This window comes from Pseudomonas sp. C9 (genome assembly GCF_002000165.1).
Lineage (GTDB): Bacteria > Pseudomonadota > Gammaproteobacteria > Pseudomonadales > Pseudomonadaceae > Aquipseudomonas.
The window spans coordinates 422,075-439,686 of sequence record NZ_MPAK01000002.1 but is presented as its reverse complement, the minus strand read 5'-3'; the positions used below and the strand labels follow the sequence as shown (position 1 = coordinate 439,686).

The 17,612-nt window shown below is 58.4% G+C and carries 14 protein-coding genes and 1 pseudogene; 5 read left to right on the top strand and 10 right to left on the bottom strand.

Annotation, left to right across the window (positions count from 1 at the left end):
* Nucleotides 1-7: 7 nt before the first annotated feature.
* Both ureG and BMS17_RS28880 read left to right on the top strand, forming a co-directional pair.
* On the top strand, nt 8-622 hold the full coding sequence (gene ureG / locus BMS17_RS28885; RefSeq protein WP_007947546.1) for an urease accessory protein UreG: 615 nt from the start codon (nt 8-10) through the stop codon (nt 620-622).
* 29 nt (nt 623-651) lie between these two features.
* Complete coding sequence (locus tag BMS17_RS28880; protein ID WP_046033054.1) at nt 652-1,224, top strand: HupE/UreJ family protein; 573 nt, start codon at nt 652-654, stop codon at nt 1,222-1,224.
* A 390-nt stretch (nt 1,225-1,614) separates the two neighbouring features.
* Here BMS17_RS28880 and BMS17_RS28870 read toward each other — a convergent pair.
* Nucleotides 1,615-2,878 (bottom strand): annotated as a pseudogene (locus BMS17_RS28870) (IS110 family transposase).
* A 195-nt stretch (nt 2,879-3,073) separates the two neighbouring features.
* On the opposite strand from BMS17_RS28870, the gene BMS17_RS28865 reads away from it, so the two are divergent.
* The gene (locus BMS17_RS28865; RefSeq protein WP_046028445.1) at nt 3,074-4,201 is read left to right on the top strand and encodes an AGE family epimerase/isomerase; all 1,128 of its coding nucleotides are present in this window, start codon (nt 3,074-3,076) and stop codon (nt 4,199-4,201) included.
* A 120-nt stretch (nt 4,202-4,321) separates the two neighbouring features.
* On the opposite strand, the gene BMS17_RS28860 is transcribed toward BMS17_RS28865, so the two are convergent.
* The 9 genes from BMS17_RS28860 to BMS17_RS28815 all read right to left on the bottom strand — a co-directional run bounded on the left by BMS17_RS28860 (nt 4,322) and on the right by BMS17_RS28815 (nt 15,232).
* Nucleotides 4,322-5,089 carry an SDR family oxidoreductase gene (locus tag BMS17_RS28860; protein ID WP_046028444.1) on the bottom strand — a complete coding sequence of 256 codons (768 nt, stop codon included), beginning with the start codon at nt 5,087-5,089 and terminating at the stop codon, nt 4,322-4,324.
* A gap of 1,019 nt (nt 5,090-6,108) precedes the next feature.
* A complete protein-coding gene (locus tag BMS17_RS28850; protein WP_046028442.1) occupies nt 6,109-6,414 on the bottom strand; it encodes an HdeA/HdeB family chaperone in 306 nt (101 codons plus the stop codon).
* Between the two features lie 363 nt (nt 6,415-6,777).
* Nucleotides 6,778-7,494 carry an ABC transporter ATP-binding protein gene (locus BMS17_RS28845; protein WP_046028441.1) on the bottom strand — a complete coding sequence of 239 codons (717 nt, stop codon included), beginning with the start codon at nt 7,492-7,494 and terminating at the stop codon, nt 6,778-6,780.
* The gene (locus BMS17_RS28840) at nt 7,491-8,363 is read right to left on the bottom strand and encodes an ABC transporter ATP-binding protein (RefSeq protein WP_046028440.1); all 873 of its coding nucleotides are present in this window, start codon (nt 8,361-8,363) and stop codon (nt 7,491-7,493) included. Before BMS17_RS28840 ends, BMS17_RS28845 begins: the two co-directional genes overlap by 4 nt.
* On the bottom strand, nt 8,360-9,643 hold the full coding sequence (gene livM / locus BMS17_RS28835; protein ID WP_046028439.1) for a high-affinity branched-chain amino acid ABC transporter permease LivM: 1,284 nt from the start codon (nt 9,641-9,643) through the stop codon (nt 8,360-8,362). The genes BMS17_RS28840 and livM overlap by 4 nt, the downstream gene beginning before the upstream one ends.
* A 3-nt stretch (nt 9,644-9,646) precedes the next feature.
* Nucleotides 9,647-10,561, bottom strand: a complete 915-nt coding sequence (locus BMS17_RS28830; RefSeq protein ID WP_046028438.1) for a branched-chain amino acid ABC transporter permease — start codon at nt 10,559-10,561, stop codon at nt 9,647-9,649.
* A gap of 239 nt (nt 10,562-10,800) precedes the next feature.
* Entirely contained in the window at nt 10,801-11,934 is a 1,134-nt protein-coding gene (locus BMS17_RS28825; RefSeq protein WP_046028437.1) for a branched-chain amino acid ABC transporter substrate-binding protein, read from the bottom strand.
* Between the two features lie 363 nt (nt 11,935-12,297).
* Nucleotides 12,298-13,581, bottom strand: coding sequence for an FAD-binding oxidoreductase (locus BMS17_RS28820; protein WP_077432380.1), 1,284 nt, complete (start codon nt 13,579-13,581; stop codon nt 12,298-12,300).
* A gap of 160 nt (nt 13,582-13,741) precedes the next feature.
* Complete coding sequence (locus tag BMS17_RS28815) at nt 13,742-15,232, bottom strand: aldehyde dehydrogenase family protein (protein WP_046028435.1); 1,491 nt, start codon at nt 15,230-15,232, stop codon at nt 13,742-13,744.
* A 175-nt stretch (nt 15,233-15,407) separates the two neighbouring features.
* Between BMS17_RS28815 and BMS17_RS28810 the strand changes: the two genes are divergently transcribed.
* Together BMS17_RS28810 and pncB are read left to right on the top strand one after the other, a co-directional pair.
* Nucleotides 15,408-16,316, top strand: a complete 909-nt coding sequence (locus BMS17_RS28810) for a LysR family transcriptional regulator (protein WP_046028434.1) — start codon at nt 15,408-15,410, stop codon at nt 16,314-16,316.
* A 69-nt stretch (nt 16,317-16,385) separates the two neighbouring features.
* Nucleotides 16,386-17,612 carry a nicotinate phosphoribosyltransferase gene (gene pncB / locus BMS17_RS28805; protein ID WP_046028433.1) on the top strand — a complete coding sequence of 409 codons (1,227 nt, stop codon included), beginning with the start codon at nt 16,386-16,388 and terminating at the stop codon, nt 17,610-17,612.

Below are 17,612 nucleotides of genomic sequence, written 5' to 3'. Positions count from 1 at the left end.
GAATCACATGAACACACAACCTCTACGTGTCGGTATCGGCGGCCCGGTCGGTTCCGGGAAAACCGCCCTGACGCTGGCCCTGTGCCTGGCCCTGCGCGAGCGCTACAACCTGGCGGTCGTCACCAACGACATCTACACCCGCGAAGACGCCGATTTTCTGGTGCGCAACGAAGCCCTGGCGCCCGAGCGAATCATCGGCGTGGAAACCGGCGGCTGCCCGCACACGGCGATCCGCGAAGACGCCTCGATCAACCTCGAAGCCGTGGATCAACTCAACCGCCGCTTCCCGGGGCTGGACCTGATTCTGGTGGAGTCCGGTGGCGACAACCTTTCGGCAACGTTCAGCCCGGAATTGTCCGACCTGACCATCTACGTGATCGACGTGTCGGCCGGCGACAAACTCCCGCGCAAGGGCGGGCCGGGGATCTGCAAATCCGATCTGCTGGTGATCAACAAGGTCGACCTCGCGCCGCTGGTGGGTGCCTCGCTGGAGATGATGGACAGCGACACAAAACGCATGCGCAACGGCAAACCGTTTGTGTTCAGCAACCAGAAAACCGGACTGGGCCTTGAAGAGATCATCGCCTTTATCGAACGCCAGGGCCTGCTGACAGCCGCCTGATCACGACTTATCAACAAGGAAGCTTATCCATGACACTGAAACGCATTCTGGGCGCCATGGCCCTGCTGTTGACCCCGGCCATCGCCTTCGCCCATCCGGGTCATGGTGACAACGGCTTGATCGCCGGCATCAGCCACCCGATTGGCGGCCTCGACCACTTGCTGGCGATGGTTGCGGTCGGCTTGTGGGCCGCTCAGCAAAAAGGTGCGGCGCGCTGGGCGCTGCCCGGCACCTTCGTCGGTACTATGCTGATCGGCGGCCTGCTGGGCTTTGAAGGGCTGAACCTGCCGGCGCTGGAAGGCGCGATTGCCGCGTCGGTGCTGGCGCTGGGGCTGGCGGTGGCGTTGGCCGTTCGTCCGCCATTGAGCGTAGCGGTGGGGGCGACGGCGCTGTTTGCGCTATTCCACGGTGTGGCGCATGGGTTGGAGTTGCCGGACATGTCGAGCCCTTGGGCTTATGCGGCAGGTTTTGTGGCGGCAACGGCGGCGTTGCATGCGGCCGGGTATGCGGTCGTTCGCTTGCTGCCGCAAGCGGCTGCGCCATTGGTTCGATTGGCGGGCGCGGCTTCGGCGGCGACTGGCGTGTGGTTGTTGGCGGGCTGATTTTTTTATCGCCGGTGATGGCCTCATCGCGAGCAAGCTCGGCTCCTACATCTATGGTTACCCCCTTTTCTGCAATACTGTTTTTGATGTCGTGTTTGGCTTGCTTTCATCTATCCGGCGTCTGAGTGGGGCTGTCACCCCGCGCCTCGATGAGAATCGATGCCCAACGACCCTAATTAGTGGAACGGCCTTACAGCCGTGTAGGAGCTCAGGGTTGTCGTCAGGCCGGTTGGCCGTTCACGTCATCAGTTATCCAGCATCGCAAAACCAGGTTGAACGGCCTTACAGCCGTGTAGGAGCTCAGGGTTGTCGTCAGGCCGGTTGGCCGTTCACGTCATCAGTTATCCAGCATCGCAAAACCAGGTGGGTGGTGCTCGGGTGACAGCGGGGTCAGGCGTTCATCGCGGCTGGCCCCGCATCGAATTCAGTGTGGTGTGCGGCTATCGCCCAGGCGATTCTTGCCAGCTTGTTGGCCAGCGCGCAGACCACGAGATTGGAGTGATGGCGGGAGGCTAATAGTTGACGGACCCAGTCCGCCAGAGCGCCTTTCTGTCGTTCCAGCTGTATCAAGTAMACMCGGGCGCACTGGATGAGCAGGCGCCTCTGATTTCGATCGCCGCGCTTGCTGATGCCCAGCAACACGATCTTGTCGCCCGTGCCGTGCTGTTTGGGTACCAGCCCGATCGACGCCGCATAACCTCGGCCGCATTTGAACTGTTTGCCATCGCCCAACTCGGCAGCCAGGGCGCTGGAGGTGATCGGGCCGACGCATGGCATGGTCATCAAACGAGCCGCCAGATCATCTTCAGCGGCCTGCGCACTGGATGAGCAGGCGCCTCTGATTTCGATCGCCGCGCTTGCTGATGCCCAGCAACACGRTYTTGTCGCCCGTGCCGTGCTGTTTGGGTACCAGCCCGATCGACGCCGCATAACCTCGGCCGCATTTGAACTGTTTGCCATCGCCCAACTCGGCAGCCAGGGCGCTGGAGGTGATCGGGCCGACRCAYGGCATGGTCATCAAACGAGCCGCCAGATCATCTTCAGCGGCCCGGCATTCCACCTCCTTGTCCAGCGCTTTGACCTTCCCATCCAGATAGTTGAAGTGCTCATGCAGCCCCATCAGAATTTTTTTGATGGAGCCGGAAAATGAACTCATCTCAAGCAACGCTGGAAGTTCTTTGATGGATTTGAAGCCGGGAGCCAGGCTGATACCCACCTCCAGCAGGGCGGCGTGAATGCGATTGACAGTGGCGGTGCGATCTTTGATGAACGACTCACGCACCGAATTGAGCATCGCCAGCGCCTGCTGAGCCTGGGTTTTGGGGGGCACGAAGCGCATTGTGGGGCGAGACGCCGCCTCGCAGATCGCTTCGGCATCAGCGAAGTCGTTCTTGTTGCTTTTCACGTAAGGGCGTACCAGATGTGGCGCAATAAGCTTGGGCGTATGCCCCAGCTTGGCGACCTCCTGTGCCATGAAGTGGGCACCGCCACAGGCTTCCATCACGACGGTGCAGGGCTCCAGTTTCGCCAGATATTGGGTGAGCGCTGCCCGCGTAAACTTTTTGCGGTAAAGCTCATGACCATGATCATCTTGAGCATGCAGATGAAAGGAGTGTTTTCCCAAGTCGATGGCGGCAATAGCTACTTTGTTCATGGCAACGATCTCCGATGAGCCCCCTGTGAAAGCTTAGTGGGCGATCACAGGGGGCAGCGGGGGTAGCCATTTCATTAGTGGAATGCGTGCTCTTGTAGGAGCCGAGCTTGCTCGCGATGGCGGCCTGACAGACACCGCATCTCTCAGGCCTGCTAACATGTCGCGCAATCGACCCTGCCGTGACGACGCCAGCCAATGCCACCTGTTTCCCGCTCCGCCTCCCTGCCTGAATTGACCGCCCTGTTCGCCTCGGTGCAACAGCACTTCCAGGACGTGATCGTGCCGCTCTGGCAAGGCCCCGGCTGGAATGCCGACATGGCGTTGCCCTATGAAGCACTGGACGCAGAGCATCAACCACTGCCGCCTCAACGTTATCGGGCCATGGCCTGCGCACGGCAGTTGTATCTGTTTTCCAGCCTGATCGGCCAGGTGCCAGGCGCGCAGGAGCGCTGCGCCAAGCTGTTCCGCTCCTTGCAACAGCACTTCCACGACGCCGAACACGGTGGCTGGTTCTACAGCATCGACCCGCACGGCGCGCCGCTGGATCAGCGCAAAGACCTGTATACCCACGCGTTCATTCTGTTCGCCTGCGCCCATTACTGGGACAAGTCGCGCGAACCGCTGGTGGAATCCGCGCTCAACGCGGCACTGGAAGTGATCGGTCAGCGCTTCGCCACAGGCGACGGTCTGTACGACGCCAGCCTCGACCGCGACTGGTCCTCACTCGACTCCGGGCCGCTGCAAAACCCTCTGATGCACCTGGCCGAAGCCTTCCTCGCGACCCTGTCGGTACGCGAAGACATCGCGGTGCAACGTGCACTCGTCGCGTTATGCACAGCCATGCACAAGCGCTTCATTGACCCGCAACACAGCGTGTTGATGGAGAAACCGCTGGGAGCTGTGGATAACTGGTTCGAACCCGGGCATCAGTTCGAGTGGTATTTTTTGCTCGAATCTTCGTCGCTGCTGCGCGGTTCGCCACTTCATGCATCGCTGGACCGTGCGTTCGCATTCACCGAACAACAAGGCGTCGATGCGCAGACCGGTGCAGCGCAGGCGATGCTTGATCTGGAGGGCAACGCCAAAGATGCCACCCAACGCATCTGGGCTCAGGCGGAATACTTGAGGGCGCTGACGTTGCGCCCGAACGCCGAAGCGGTGGTGCAACGCCAGCTACAAGCGCTGCAACAGCGCTTTCTGCATGCGGGCGGCTGGTATGAGTGTCGGGATGAGCTGGGCGAAGTCAGCCGCAAAGACATGCCGTCAACCACCCCTTATCACTTGGCAACCTGCTATCGCGGGTTGGCCGACTATCTGCGCTGACTGACCGATAGCTATCGCGGGCAAGCCCGGCTCCCACAGGGCTTGTAGCGCTCGCCAATTGGCGATCCAACACATTACCTGTAGGCGCCGGGCTTGCCCGCGATTGGCCGTTACGCGGTCTTAAACCTTCGCGTTCCGCTCAATCGCAAACCCGCTCCAGGTCTGGCTCACTGGCATCAGTTCCAGGCTGTTGATGTTGATGTGCGCCGGCGCGTTTAGCACCCAGAAAATGGTCTCGGCGATGTCTTGCGGCTGGATCGGCTCGGCACCGGCGTACGTCGCGTTGTAACGCTCCTGGTCACCGGCAAAACGCACCAGCGAGAACTCACTCTCACACAGACCCGGCTCAATGTTGCTGACGCGCACGCCGGTGCCTTGCAGGTCGCAGCGCAGGTTCAGGGAGAACTGTTTGACGAACGCCTTGCTCGCGCCATACACGTGGCTGCCCGGGTACGGATAATTGCCGGCGATGGAGCCGAGGTTAACGATGCCGGCACCACGACCATGAGCAATCAGGCGCGGTAACAGCAAACGAGTGCTGTACATCAGGCCCTTGATGTTGGTGTCGACCATGGTGTCCCAATCGTCGAGATCGCACTTGGGCGCCGGGTCCACACCGAGCGCCAGGCCAGCATTGTTGATCAGCCCGCGCAGCTTGGCGAAGGATGGTGGCAGGTTGGCAATCGCGTCCTCCATGGCTTTGCGGTCACGTACGTCGAGCACCAGGCCATGCACCTCGGTCTGCTTCGACAATTCGGCGCACAGGGCATTGAGGCGCTCTTCACGACGGCCTGTCAGTACCAGCTTCCAGCCTGCCTCGGCAAAACGGCGGGCACAGGCTTCACCAAAACCGGACGTCGCGCCGGTAATAAACAGGGTGTTGGACATCGTGTTCTCCTTGCTTCGGCTGACGGGCAGCCCTTGGAATAGAAAATCAGCTGGCAGCATGCCCGGCCTTGCACACAGCGGCAACCACCGCAAATCTGCTCAAAAAACGCTCAGCCCTGGCAACGCCATGTCCGCCGCGGCTTGTAGCCATGTGCGCGCATGTTATCCACAGGCCGGCCCACAGTTTCCGGGGGCAAGTGGAAAGGTTGAAAGCCGCTGTGGACAAGGCTTTGCGGGGAGTTTTGAAAGTTTTTTGCTTGACCCTCGGATGCTCGCAGTGTAGCCCCATGCATTTTGCACGATTTCTCCTACAGACCAGCAGTGGCGCCAAGCCAGTAACTACGGCCCTCAGCCGAGTCTTTCCAGAGTTTAATCACAGACTTATCCACAGGCTTGCCCTGTCCGTTTTGTGCTAGTTCTATCGCCAATAAAAAGGTTGACAACTGCGGTTCAGAGTCGCTCCAAAACGCCTGATCAAAAAACAACCACCACGCCACAAGCCACGGTTTTAAAGGCGTCCAGGCAGCTACTCCCACGTTATTCACAGCCAGTTCCACAGTAAACGGGGACAAGTCAAAACCGTGACAAAACAACTATTTGCAGCGGCTTTATGTCGCGCTTTCAGAGCTTGTGAATATTGTTTTCCACAATTTCAAGAATGCGCCCGACAGCCCCTGTGGGAACGAGCAGGCTCTGGGCGGCGTTCCGACGATCGGAGTGGGTCAGTGAACAGGATATCGACTGACACTCTGCAATCGCGAGCAGGCTCCCACAGGGAATGGTGATGAATTGGGAGTCGATAATGAGGTGATTTAATCCACCATCCTAATTACACCGGCGTGACGACGACGCGCTCACATTGCAGGTGGATATTCGACTGGCAGCAATCGGCTCTAGAGAATCAGATCAGGGAAATGGTTCAACCAACGCTGCCCATCATATTAATCGGACTCAAAAAAGGTATAACGCTCGCCGGCATTAAAACGCCGACAAGCGCCTCAGGTTCGTGATGACATCACTCAGAACAGTTTCTTCAGTTCCTCTGTAAAACCAGATACTTTTTTCTCTGGATTCTTCTTGCACAGCTTCACGAACTCAGGAAGAACTTGGGCTTTAACTTTTTCTTTAGTGAAAGACCCCCCATTTGAATTAATATTCTCGTCGACTGAAACCCAAAGTACGACTGGGGCCTGGGCTGACGGTGGCGTTACAAGGAACTCCTTACACGTCATATCATTGGTATCAGTCGACGCGGCATAAACACCACTGACGGCTGAGAGAATCAAGCTAGCCAAGGCAACATTGCAAAAAACCTTATAGGTCATTTTAAGCATCTCCACAGACTTGGATAATACCTCTGTATACAAGAGGCAAAATCAGCATTGATTTACGCTAAAAACAAGAAACTTAAATTTAGCGGCACTACCAGTTTACGCCGAACAAGTATAGACGGTTTCGCATAGTGTCAATGTCTATTTTCAGAACATGATAATCACACTCCGAATAAACCACTAGCATTGATATATAAAACACCAACTAGCGCTAAATTAAATTAGTTACAATTTACAGTTGGACTGTCTAATATCAGATTTGCGCGACCCAGCGCCTGAACACTTAAAAATCAGCTCTTTCCAACATAAAAAAGCCCCGGCGATTGCTCGCCAGGGCTTGTGCATAACCACGCAGACTCAGTGACCGCCGAGGTAGGCGTTACGCACATCCTCGTTAACCAGCAGCTCCTTGCCGGTGCCGGTCATGCGAATCTCACCGTTGACCATCACGTACGCCCGGTCTGACAACCGAAGCGCATGGTTGGCGTTCTGCTCGACCAGGAAGATCGTCATGCCGGTTTTGGCCAGTTCCCGAAGGGTGGCGAAGATCTGTTTCACCACAATCGGCGCCAACCCCAGGCTTGGCTCGTCGAGCAACAGCAGTTTCGGCCGACTCATCAATGCGCGCGCGATGGCGAGCATTTGCTGCTCGCCGCCAGACATGGTCATCGCCCGCTGAGTGCGCCGCTCTTCGAGTCGCGGAAACAACTCGAACATGCGTTGCATGTCTTCCTTGGCGTACTTGTCACCGATCGGGATGGTGCCCATCAGCAGGTTTTCCTCGACGGTCATGTCGGGGAATACTCGCCGGCCTTCCGGCGATTGAGCGATGCCGTTCGACGCAATGTAGTGGGACGACTTGTGGGTAATGTCCACGCCCTGGTAGACGATCTGCCCGTCAGCCGCCCGCGGCTGGCCGAAGATCGACATCAGCAGCGTCGACTTGCCGGCACCGTTGGAGCCAATCAGGCTGACCGTTTCACCTTCATTGATATGCAGCGAGACTTTTTTCAGGGCCTGGATCGGCCCGTAAAACACGTCCAGTTCCTTGAGTTCGAGGATGGGTTGCGTCATGCCACTTCCTCTTCGTCGGCGCCCAGATAGGCCGCAATCACTTTCGGATCATTACGGATCGCGTCGGGACCGCCCTCGGCGATCACGACACCGTGGTCCAGCACCACGATGTGGTCGGAAATACTCATCACCATGCCCATGTCGTGTTCAATCAGCACCACGGTCAGATCGTGCTCGTCACGCAGCAGCCGGATCATCGCGCTCAGCGCTTCGGTTTCCTGAGGGTTGAGGCCGGCGGCCGGTTCGTCGAGGCAGATAATTTGCGGACGGGTGCACATGGCCCGGGCAATTTCCAGGCGACGTTGCTGACCGTACGACAGTTCACCGGCCAGACGGTTGGCGCAATCCACCAGATCCACCACTTCCAGCCAGTAGAAGGCGTGGTCCAGCGCATCGCTTTCAGCCTTGCGGTAGCCCTTGGTATTGAGGATGCCGGCCAGCATGCTGCGGTTGACCCACATGTGCTGGGCCACCAGCAGGTTTTCCAGCACCGACATTTCCTTGAACAGGCGAATGTTCTGGAAGGTCCGCGCCAGACCGGCACGGTTCACCAAGTGGGTGCCGCCGAACGCCTTGTAGAACAGCCGACTGGCAAACGATCTAGGTGAGACGAAATCCGTCGGTTTGAATGATTCGCCGAGCAATTTGATGACGTTGGTCTGTTGCCCACGCACGTTGAGTTCGATCTTGCCGCCGGAGGCCTTGTAGAAACCGGTCAGGCAGTTGAACACGGTGGTTTTGCCGGCGCCGTTGGGGCCGATCAGGGCGAAGATCGAGTTGCGGTGCACCTTCAGGCTGACATCGTTCAGCGCCTTGATGCCGCCAAAGTGCATCATCAGCTTCTCGACCGAGAGTACGACTTCGCTCATGGCGCTACTCCTTTACGCGGGGTCACACCGGTACGGCTGATCCGGATCAGGCCGCGCGGTCGCCAGATCATCATCAACACCATCAGGATGCCGAACAGCAGCACGCGATACTCCGCGAAACCACGCAGCAGTTCCGGGGCGACGGTCAGCACGAAGGCTGCAATCACCACGCCGATGGTCGAACCCATACCGCCCAGTACCACAATGGCGAGGATCAGGGCCGATTCGAAGAAGGTGAATGAAGTCGGGTTGACGAAACCCTGGTAGGTGGCGAAGAACACACCGGCCAGACCGGCCGTCGATGCGCCGATGGTGAAGGCCGAGAGCTTCACCAGCACGTGGTTCAGGCCCATGGAGCGGCAGGCGATTTCGTCTTCACGCAGGGCTTCCCAGGCGCGGCCGACCGGCATACGGGTCAAGCGGTGCTTGATGTACAACACGGCCAGCACGACCATGAACAACACCGCGTAGATGAAGTAGTACTTCACGTCAGGGTTGTAGGCGATGCCGAAGAACTCGTGGAATGGTACCCCGCCGTCTTTCGCCCGTTTGCCGAACTCCAGACCGAAGAACGTCGGCAGCGGCGCCGGCATGCCGTTCGGGCCACCGGTCAGCGACAGCCAGTTGTTGAGGATCAAGCGGATGATTTCACCGAAGCCCAACGTCACGATTGCCAGGTAGTCACCGTGCAGACGCAACACCGGGAAGCCCAGGATGCAACCGGCAAGACCTGCCGTAATTGCCGCCAGTGGCAGCACCGTCCAGAAGCCCAGGCCGAGGTACTGGTAACCGAGCGCCAAACCGTAGGCACCGATGGCGTAGAACGCCACGTAACCCAGGTCGAGCAGGCCGGCCAGGCCGACCACGATGTTCAGCCCCAGACCGAGCAACACGTAGATCAACCCGAGGATGACCACGCCCAGCAGGTAGGAGTTGGAGAAAAACGGAAACACCACGGCAATGACGACCATCAGCGGGATGATCCAGCGCAACCGTGATTTGTAATCGGGTGGCAGTACATGAACCCCGGAGCCCGTGGTTTCAAACCCTTCGAGAATTCTCAAACCCTTGGGTGTTTGCAGGAACAGGCTCAAAGCAAAGCGACCAGCCATGACGATGGCGACAATCCACGCCACGCGTGTTGGTTGCAGGTTGAAGCCATAGCCGTCGAGGACAATGCCAACAATCGGACCAAACACGATGAGCGCTACAAGGCCGGCAAGAATCGCGTCAACCAGGCTTCTTTTGATATCAATGGTTTTTTTAGTGGTTGAAGACATCGCTTACACCTTCGACACAAGAGGACGGCCGAGCAGGCCTTGAGGCCGAAAGACCAGAACGAGAACAAGCAGCGAGAAGCTGAAAACGTCTTTGTAGTCGGAGTTGACCAGACCGGAAAACAGCGACTCGGAGATCCCCAGAATGATCCCGCCAAGCATCGCACCCGGCAGCGAGCCGATCCCGCCCAGTACCGCTGCGGTGAACGCTTTGATGCCGATGACGAAACCTGCGTAGAAGTCGAACGTGCCGTAGTTCATGGTGATCAGCACGCCGGCCAGGGCCGCCATCGCTGCACCGATGATGAACACGTAGGAAATGACGCGGTCGGTGTTGATCCCCAGGATTGAGGCCATCTTGCGGTCTTGCTGGGTCGCGCGGCACATACGGCCGAGCTTGGTGTACTTGATGATGTAGGTCAGCAGGCCCATCCCGACAAACGCGGCGACCAGAATGAAGATCTTGGTGTAGGTGAGCTGGACGAAACCAGTCCCGACATCAACTCGCCATGCACCGGTCAGCAGTGTCGGAACGCCTTGTTGGCGGGCGCCCTGAGCGATCTGTGCATAGTTTTGCAGAATCAGGGAAATACCGATGGCGCTGATCAGCGGTGCCAGTCGGGTGGAGTTACGCAGCGGTTTGTAAGCGACTCGCTCGATGACCCAGCCATACACCGCTGTAACGACGATGGTGAAGATCAGTGTGCCGAGCATCAGCAGAGGGAAGGATTCGATACCGAAGTAAGCCAGCAGAGCCAGACTGATTGCCGCGAGGTAAGCGGAAATCATGTAAACCTCGCCGTGGGCGAAGTTGATCATGCCGATGATGCCATAGACCATTGTGTAGCCGATGGCGATCAGGCCATAGACCGACCCGAGGGTCAGGCCGTTGACCAGTTGCTGCAGGAAAATACCATCCATAACGCAATCTCACGCAATGAGAACCTGTACACCTGTGGGTGTGCGGCTCTTCTAAGGAAAATACAGATTTACGTCGGAGCAATGTCAGCCACGATCAGCCGACACCACCGCTCCCTGCAGGAGCGAGCCTGATCGCGATTGCGGTTCAACATTCAACAAATGTGTTGCCTGTCAGTCCGTCATCGCGAGCGGGCTCGCGCCTACAGGGAAACTGTGGGGTCAGCCGATTGGGTCAGCCCTTACTTCTGTTTTTCCAGCTGATGGTATTTGCCGTCCTTGTCCCACTGGTAAACCACGTAGTCGGAGACTTTCAGGTCGCCTTTGGCGTCCCAGGTCTTCTCGCCCATCACGGTTTTGACCGGGTTCTTTTTCAGCCAAGCAGCGGCTTCTTCGCCCTTGTTGGACTTGGCGCCATTGAAGCCAGCGGCCAGGGCCTGGACCGTTGCGTAAGCGTAGAGGGTGTAGCCTTCAGGCTCGGTGCCGGCCTTGCGGAATGCGTCTACCACGGTCTTGCTGTCTGGCAGCAGGCGTGGGTCGGCGCCGAAGGTCATCAGCACGCCATCGACGTATTGTGGGCCGCCAGCGGTGGTCACCAGTTCGTCGGTCACGATGCCGTCATCGGACATGAATTTCACGTCTTTCAGGCCTTCGGTACGCAGTTGTTTAACCAAGGGACCGGCTTCTGGGTGCAAGCCGCCGAAGTAGACCACGTCGGCACCGGCCGCACGGATCTTGGTGACCACGGCGCTGAAGTCTTTCTCGCCACGTGTCAGGCCTTCATACAGCACTGGCGTTACGCCGCGCTTGACCAGTTGAGCCTTGGTGGCGTCAGCCAGGCCTTGGCCGTAGGTGTCCTTGTCGTGCAGCACGGCAACTTTCTTGCCCTTGAGCACGTCGACGATGTAGTCGCCGGCCACGATGCCTTGCTGGTCGTCACGCCCGCACATACGGAACATGGCGCTCAGGCCGCGCTCGGTAACGGCCGGGTTGGTGGAACCTGGAGTCATTACGATGATGCCCGCTTCGTCGTAGATCTCGGAGGCCGGGATCGTCGACGAGGAGCAGAAGTGACCGACCACGCCAGCGACCTTCTGGTTGGTCAGGTCCTTGGCGACCGTCACAGCCTGTTTCGGTTCGCAGGCGTCATCGCCCTTGATAAGTACGATTTTTTCCCCGTTAACGCCGCCCGCCGCGTTGACCGCGTCGGCTGCAGCCTGTGCACCCTTCATGTACTGCAAGCCAAATGCCGCGTTGGCGCCTGTCATCGGGCCCGCCACACCGATTTTCACATCAGCTTGAGCAAACGCAGAAACACCCAACGCAGCTGCCACTGCGAGGGCCAGAAAGCCTTTCTTGTAAAACGTCTGGGACATGAGGTGGTGCTCCAAGGTTTTTTTTAGTTGGCACTGCGACTTCACTGAATGCTCAGAGCAAGGGCCGTGCCATCGGTTTTTTATTCTGAAAAAAGTCGCTGCATTATTGTTTTTACGACTGTTTTGTTCCCATTTTCATTGGGCGTGCAACCGTCTAAACCGCGGAAGGTGAAACCATTTATTTTTAAAGGCGCAACCCGCATGCGCCATCATTGCAACCGCGGCGTCAAACGACGTGCAACCAGCCTGTAACAACGTGCGTCACCGAAGTGCACACTGCTGGTGCGGGACTGCTACAACCCGCACCATTACAGGCTAGACGCAAAGCCGAAAAGCGCCGCTTTCAGCAACAAATTTCAACAATCAGATAACGATCCGCAAGCACTGGCCTGCGTGATACAGCGAGAACCCCGCCTCGTATAGACAACTGCGCAATCCGACCCCGGCCAATGGCTGCATGGGCGCGAAGGGAATCGGCAAAGCGTGAGGATTTCCGTTACACAAGTAATCGGCAAAGGCTTTGCCGACGACCGTACCTGTCGTCACGCCCCGACCGTTGTAACCGGTGACTGCCACTAAACCGGGCGCCGGCTCGAACAGGCGCATCAAATGATCCGGCGTGAAGGCGATGCAACCGGTCCAGGTGCATTCCCACTCCACCGGTTTAAGGTAGGGAAAATAGTGTTGCTGAACACGATCGGCCCAGGCTTTCAGGAACCAGGCGGGTTTCTGGTTGCCATTGCCGAGGCTGCCGAGCAACAGGCGCCCGTCTTTGTCACGACGAATGCTGCTGAGTACCTGGCGGGTGTCCCAGGAGCCCTGGCCGCCGGGCAGAATCTGTTGCGCGGCGTCTTCGGTCAGCGGGACCGAGGCCACTTGATAGTAGTAACCGGGAAAGAAATTGCGCCGCAGTTCAGTCCAGTCGCCTTCGGTGTAGGCGTTGGAGGCGATCACGACTTTCTCGGCCATGACCGAACCCTGGGCGGTTTGCACCGACCAACGCTGGCCCTGACGTTCTAGTCGGGTGACCGGAGAATGGTCGAACAATTGGCCACCGAGGCCAATGGCCGCCTTGGCCAGTCCGGTGGTGTAGGCCATCGGGTTGAGGGTGCCAGCACGGCGATCAAGCAGTGCGGCAGCGATTTTTTTAGTGCCCGTCGCCTGCTCGCAGGCTTGGCCCGTCAATAGTTCGACGGGCGCCCCGCGACGTTTCCATTGTTCTTCACGACTGCGCAAATCCGCTTCGCCACGGGCGTTGTGCGCCATGTGCAGCGTGCCTTCGCGGCGTAACTGGCAATCGATGTTGTATTTGTCCACAAGGCTGAACACCAGGGCAGGTGCCGCGCCAAGCATGCGATTGAGCTGACTGCCCACCGCTTCGCCGAACCCGGCTTCGATGTCGTCCGGTGGAATCCACATGCCAGCGTTGACCAGGCCGACATTGCGCCCCGAGCCACCGTGGCCGGCGCGATGCGCTTCCAGCACACAAACCGATTTACCTTGTTCCAGCAGATGCACCGCCGCCGACAGACCGGTGAAACCGGCACCGATGACGCAGACATCGACTGTTACTTCACCCTTGAGCGCCGCGTTGTCGGGCCTTTGCGGCGTCAGTTTTTCCCACAGACACTCTTCGCGTAACGGCATTGCCAGACTCCAACAGAAACCTAACCAACCCGATCGTTCCCACGCTCGGCGTGGGAATGCAGCCCGGGACGCTCCGCGTCCCAAGAGCGGACGCAGAGTGTCCATTGAGGCATTCCCACGCAGAGCGTGGGAACGATCAACATGAGCTCAAAAGCTGCGCTTAGTCGAACGTGATGCCCTGTGCCAACGGCAACTCCAGCGAGTAGTTCACAGTGTTGGTCTGACGGCGCATGTAGCCGCGCCATGCGTCGGAGCCCGACTCACGACCACCGCCAGTTTCTTTTTCGCCACCAAACGCGCCACCGATTTCTGCGCCGCTCGGGCCGATGTTGACGTTGGCAATCCCGCAATCGCTGCCCACCGCCGACATGAATTGCTCGGCTTCACGCACGTCGGTGGTGAAGATGCAGGACGACAGGCCCTGTGGCACGGCATTGTTCAAGCGCAAGGCTTCGTTGAAATCGTTGTAACCGATCACGTACAGAATCGGTGCAAAGGTTTCATGGCACACGACGTCACTTTGCTCCGGCATTTCAACAATGGCCGGTGCAACGTAGTAGGCATTCGGGAATTTGTCTTCCAGTTGGCGCTTGCCGCCAAACACACGGCCGCCTTCGCTCAAGGCCTGCTCCAGCGCGTCCTGCATGCTGTCGAAGCTGTGTTTATCGATCAACGGGCCGATCAGATTGCCTTCCAGTGGATGGCCGATGCGCACTTTGGAGTACGCCGCCTTGAGGCGAGTGACGATCTCTTCCTTCACCGATTCGTGCGCGATCAAACGACGCAGGGTGGTGCAACGCTGACCGGCGGTACCGACGGCGCTGAACAGGATGGCGCGAACGGCCATGTCCAGGTCGGCGCTTGGGCCGAGGATCATCGCGTTGTTGCCGCCCAGTTCCAGAATGCTGCGAGCAAAACGCGCGGCAATTTTCGGCGCCACTTCGCGCCCCATGCGGGTGCTGCCGGTGGCGCTGATCAGCGCGACACGCGGGTCATCAACCAGCGCTTCGCCGGCATCACGACCGCCAATGATCACTTGGCTCAAGTGGGGTGGCGCGTCGCTGAAATTTTTCAGTACGCGATCGAACAGCGCCTGGCAGGCCAGCGCGGTCAGCGGGGTTTTTTCCGAAGGTTTCCAGATCACCGGGTTGCCGCAGACCAGCGCCAGCGTGGTGTTCCAGGCCCAGACCGCGACCGGGAAGTTGAACGCACTGATCACGCCGACGACGCCCAGCGGGTGCCAGGTTTCGCGCATGTGGTGGCCAGGACGCTCGGACGCAATAGTCAAACCGTACAACTGACGGGACAGACCGACCGCGAAATCGCAGATGTCGATCATTTCCTGAACTTCACCCAGGCCTTCCTGAGTAATCTTGCCAGCTTCCCAGGAGACCAACTCACCGAGGTCAGCCTTATATTCACGCAGAATGTCGCCCAGTTGGCGCACCAGTTCGCCACGGCGCGGCGCCGGGACCTTGCGCCACAATTCGAACGCATGATCGGCACGACTGATGTGCTGCTCGACTTCAGCGGCGCCTTCCCAGTTCACGGCGGCAATCTGGCTGCCATCAATCGGCGAATGCACCGGCACTTTGCCGTTCTGGTACAGGGCCGGGTTCACACCAAGACGATCAAGCAATGCGGCAACCATGGGTCACTCCTCAAGCGAAAAACACAAAGGGTGCAGCCGGAATAATCACGGCTGATCAGACCTGTAGTTTTAGCTTCCCGAAGGCTACCCAACAAACGACCTTTAAGAGAGATATCATTCCGTTTATTCATGCTGCGAATTGCTGGTCAGTAAGAAACAAGAAAAAGGACTACCCATGCTGAATAAACGCTACCTGCCGTCGATCACAGCACTGCAGTGTTTCGAGGCCGTGACCCGGCATTTGAGCTTCACACGCGCCGCCGAAGAGCTGAACCTGACCCAGAGCGCCGTCAGTAAACAGGTCGCGCAACTCGAAGAATTGTTGCAGCACTTGTTGTTCCGTCGTGTGCGCCGACGCCTGCAAATGACCCCGGCCGGTGATTTGTACCTGGTGGAAGTACGAAAAATCCTCACCCAGGTCGAAATGTCGACCCATTACCTGCGCTCCTACGGCGGTGAAACCGAAGTCTTGCGCGTCTCGACCCCACCGACCTTCGGTGCGCGCTGGCTGGTCCCACGCCTGAAAGGCTGGCGCCTGCGCCATCCGTCGATCCATCTGGACCTGTGCAGCGAGCAGGAAGCCGACGATTTGCTGCAAGGTCGCAGCGACCTGGCGTTTTACTTCGGCCAGGGTTCACGGCCCGGCACTGAATGCCTGAAGCTGTTTGGCGAGGAACTGGTGCCGGTCTGCGCACCGGGCAGCCTGCCGGACACGCCGTTCACCGATCCGACGCAACTCACCGACCTGGTCCTGCTGCAAAACGCCTCCCGCCCCCAGGCGTGGCACGACTGGTTCGACAGTCAGGGCTACCACACCGAGCACAGCTACCACGGCCCGCGTTTTGAAACCTTTTATATGTGCATCCGTGCAGCGCAAGTCGGCTGCGGCGTGGCACTGTTGCCACGGTTTCTGGTGGAAGAGGAATTGGCCGACGGCAAACTGGTCATTCCCTGGCAGCATGCAATGCCCAGCACGGATGCCTATTACCTGGCGTATCCCGAGCATTCGGCAGAAGTGCCCAAGGTGCGCGATTTTGTGAAATGGATGCTGGAGCAAATCGACAACCCCACCTCCCCCGACTGACACAGAAATTGCTGGCAATACCCACCACCGATATGCGCCACTACCCCTATTCAATGCGGAGAACCCGTTATGAGCGAGAGCGTGTTTGGCGATCGCATCGTGCAGAACCTGCTCGACACCGACTTCTACAAACTGACGATGATGCAGGCCGTGCTGCACAACTACCCGAACGTCGAAGTCGAATGGGAGTTTCGTTGCCGCAACAGTGAAGATTTGCGCCCGTACCTGGCGGAGATCCGTTTTCAGATCGAGCGCCTGGCCGAGTTGAGCCTGAGCCCTGATCAATTGAGTTTTCTGGAGCGAATCAGCTTCCTGAAACCGGATTTCCTGCGGTTTCTCGGATTGTTTCGCTTCAACCTGCGTTACATCCACACCGGCATTGAAAACGACGAACTGTTCATCCGTCTGCGCGGGCCGTGGTTGCACGTAATCCTGTTCGAAGTGCCGCTGCTGGCGATTGTCAGCGAAGTGCGCAACCGCTATCGCTACCGGGAAATAGTCCTGGAACAGGCACGCGAACAACTCTATCGCAAGTTCGACTGGCTGACCGCCAACGCCAGCAGCGACGAACTGTCCGAGTTGCAGGTCGCCGATTTCGGCACGCGCCGCCGCTTTTCATACCGCGTGCAGGAGGAAGTGGTGAACGTGCTCAAGCACGATTTCCCCGGACGCTTCGTCGGTACCAGCAACGTGCACCTGTCCAGGGAGCTGGACATGAAACCGCTGGGCACTATGGCCCACGAGTGGATCATGGCCCATCAACAACTCGGCCCACGACTGATCGACAGCCAGATTGCCGCGCTCGATTGCTGGGTACGCGAGTACCGCGGCCTGCTCGGTATCGCCCTGACCGATTGCATCACCATGGATGCCTTCCTCGGCGACTTCGATCTGTTTTTCGCCAAGCTCTTCGATGGCCTACGCCACGACTCGGGTGATCCGGTGCTATGGGCCGAAAAAGCCATCGCCCATTATCACAAGCTCGGCATCGACCCGATGAGCAAGACGCTGACATTCTCCGACAGCCTGACACTGCCCAAGGCGCTGGAGATATTCCGCGCGCTGCGTGGTCGGATCCATGTCAGCTTTGGGATCGGCACTAACCTGACGTGTGATATTCCAGGTGTCGAACCCATGAGCATCGTGCTTAAAATGGCAGCCTGCAACGGCCAGCCCGTCGCGAAAATTTCCGATGAGCCTGGCAAGACTCACTGCAAAGACCCGAATTTTGTCGCCTATTTGCGACACGTGTTCAAAGTACCTGCCGCCCTATCCAGCACATCAAGCAAGGAGTGA

Bases quoted from the DNA above. Each gene is read 5' to 3' on its own strand.
- BMS17_RS28880 (WP_046033054.1), top strand. From the start codon at position 652: ATGACACTGAAACGCATTCTGGGCGCCATGGCCCTGCTGTTGACCCCG.
- BMS17_RS28815 (WP_046028435.1), bottom strand. From the start codon at position 15,232: ATGGTTGCCGCATTGCTTGATCGTCTTGGTGTGAACCCGGCCCTGTAC.
- BMS17_RS28840 (WP_046028440.1), bottom strand. From the start codon at position 8,363: ATGAGCGAAGTCGTACTCTCGGTCGAGAAGCTGATGATGCACTTTGGC.
- pncB (WP_046028433.1), top strand. From the start codon at position 16,386: ATGAGCGAGAGCGTGTTTGGCGATCGCATCGTGCAGAACCTGCTCGAC.
- livM (WP_046028439.1), bottom strand. From the start codon at position 9,643: ATGTCTTCAACCACTAAAAAAACCATTGATATCAAAAGAAGCCTGGTT.
- BMS17_RS28820 (WP_077432380.1), bottom strand. From the start codon at position 13,581: ATGCCGTTACGCGAAGAGTGTCTGTGGGAAAAACTGACGCCGCAAAGG.
- ureG (WP_007947546.1), top strand. From the start codon at position 8: ATGAACACACAACCTCTACGTGTCGGTATCGGCGGCCCGGTCGGTTCC.
- BMS17_RS28830 (WP_046028438.1), bottom strand. From the start codon at position 10,561: ATGGATGGTATTTTCCTGCAGCAACTGGTCAACGGCCTGACCCTCGGG.
- BMS17_RS28810 (WP_046028434.1), top strand. From the start codon at position 15,408: ATGCTGAATAAACGCTACCTGCCGTCGATCACAGCACTGCAGTGTTTC.
- BMS17_RS28865 (WP_046028445.1), top strand. From the start codon at position 3,074: ATGCCACCTGTTTCCCGCTCCGCCTCCCTGCCTGAATTGACCGCCCTG.
- BMS17_RS28845 (WP_046028441.1), bottom strand. From the start codon at position 7,494: ATGACGCAACCCATCCTCGAACTCAAGGAACTGGACGTGTTTTACGGG.
- BMS17_RS28850 (WP_046028442.1), bottom strand. From the start codon at position 6,414: ATGACCTATAAGGTTTTTTGCAATGTTGCCTTGGCTAGCTTGATTCTC.
- BMS17_RS28860 (WP_046028444.1), bottom strand. From the start codon at position 5,089: ATGTCCAACACCCTGTTTATTACCGGCGCGACGTCCGGTTTTGGTGAA.
- BMS17_RS28825 (WP_046028437.1), bottom strand. From the start codon at position 11,934: ATGTCCCAGACGTTTTACAAGAAAGGCTTTCTGGCCCTCGCAGTGGCA.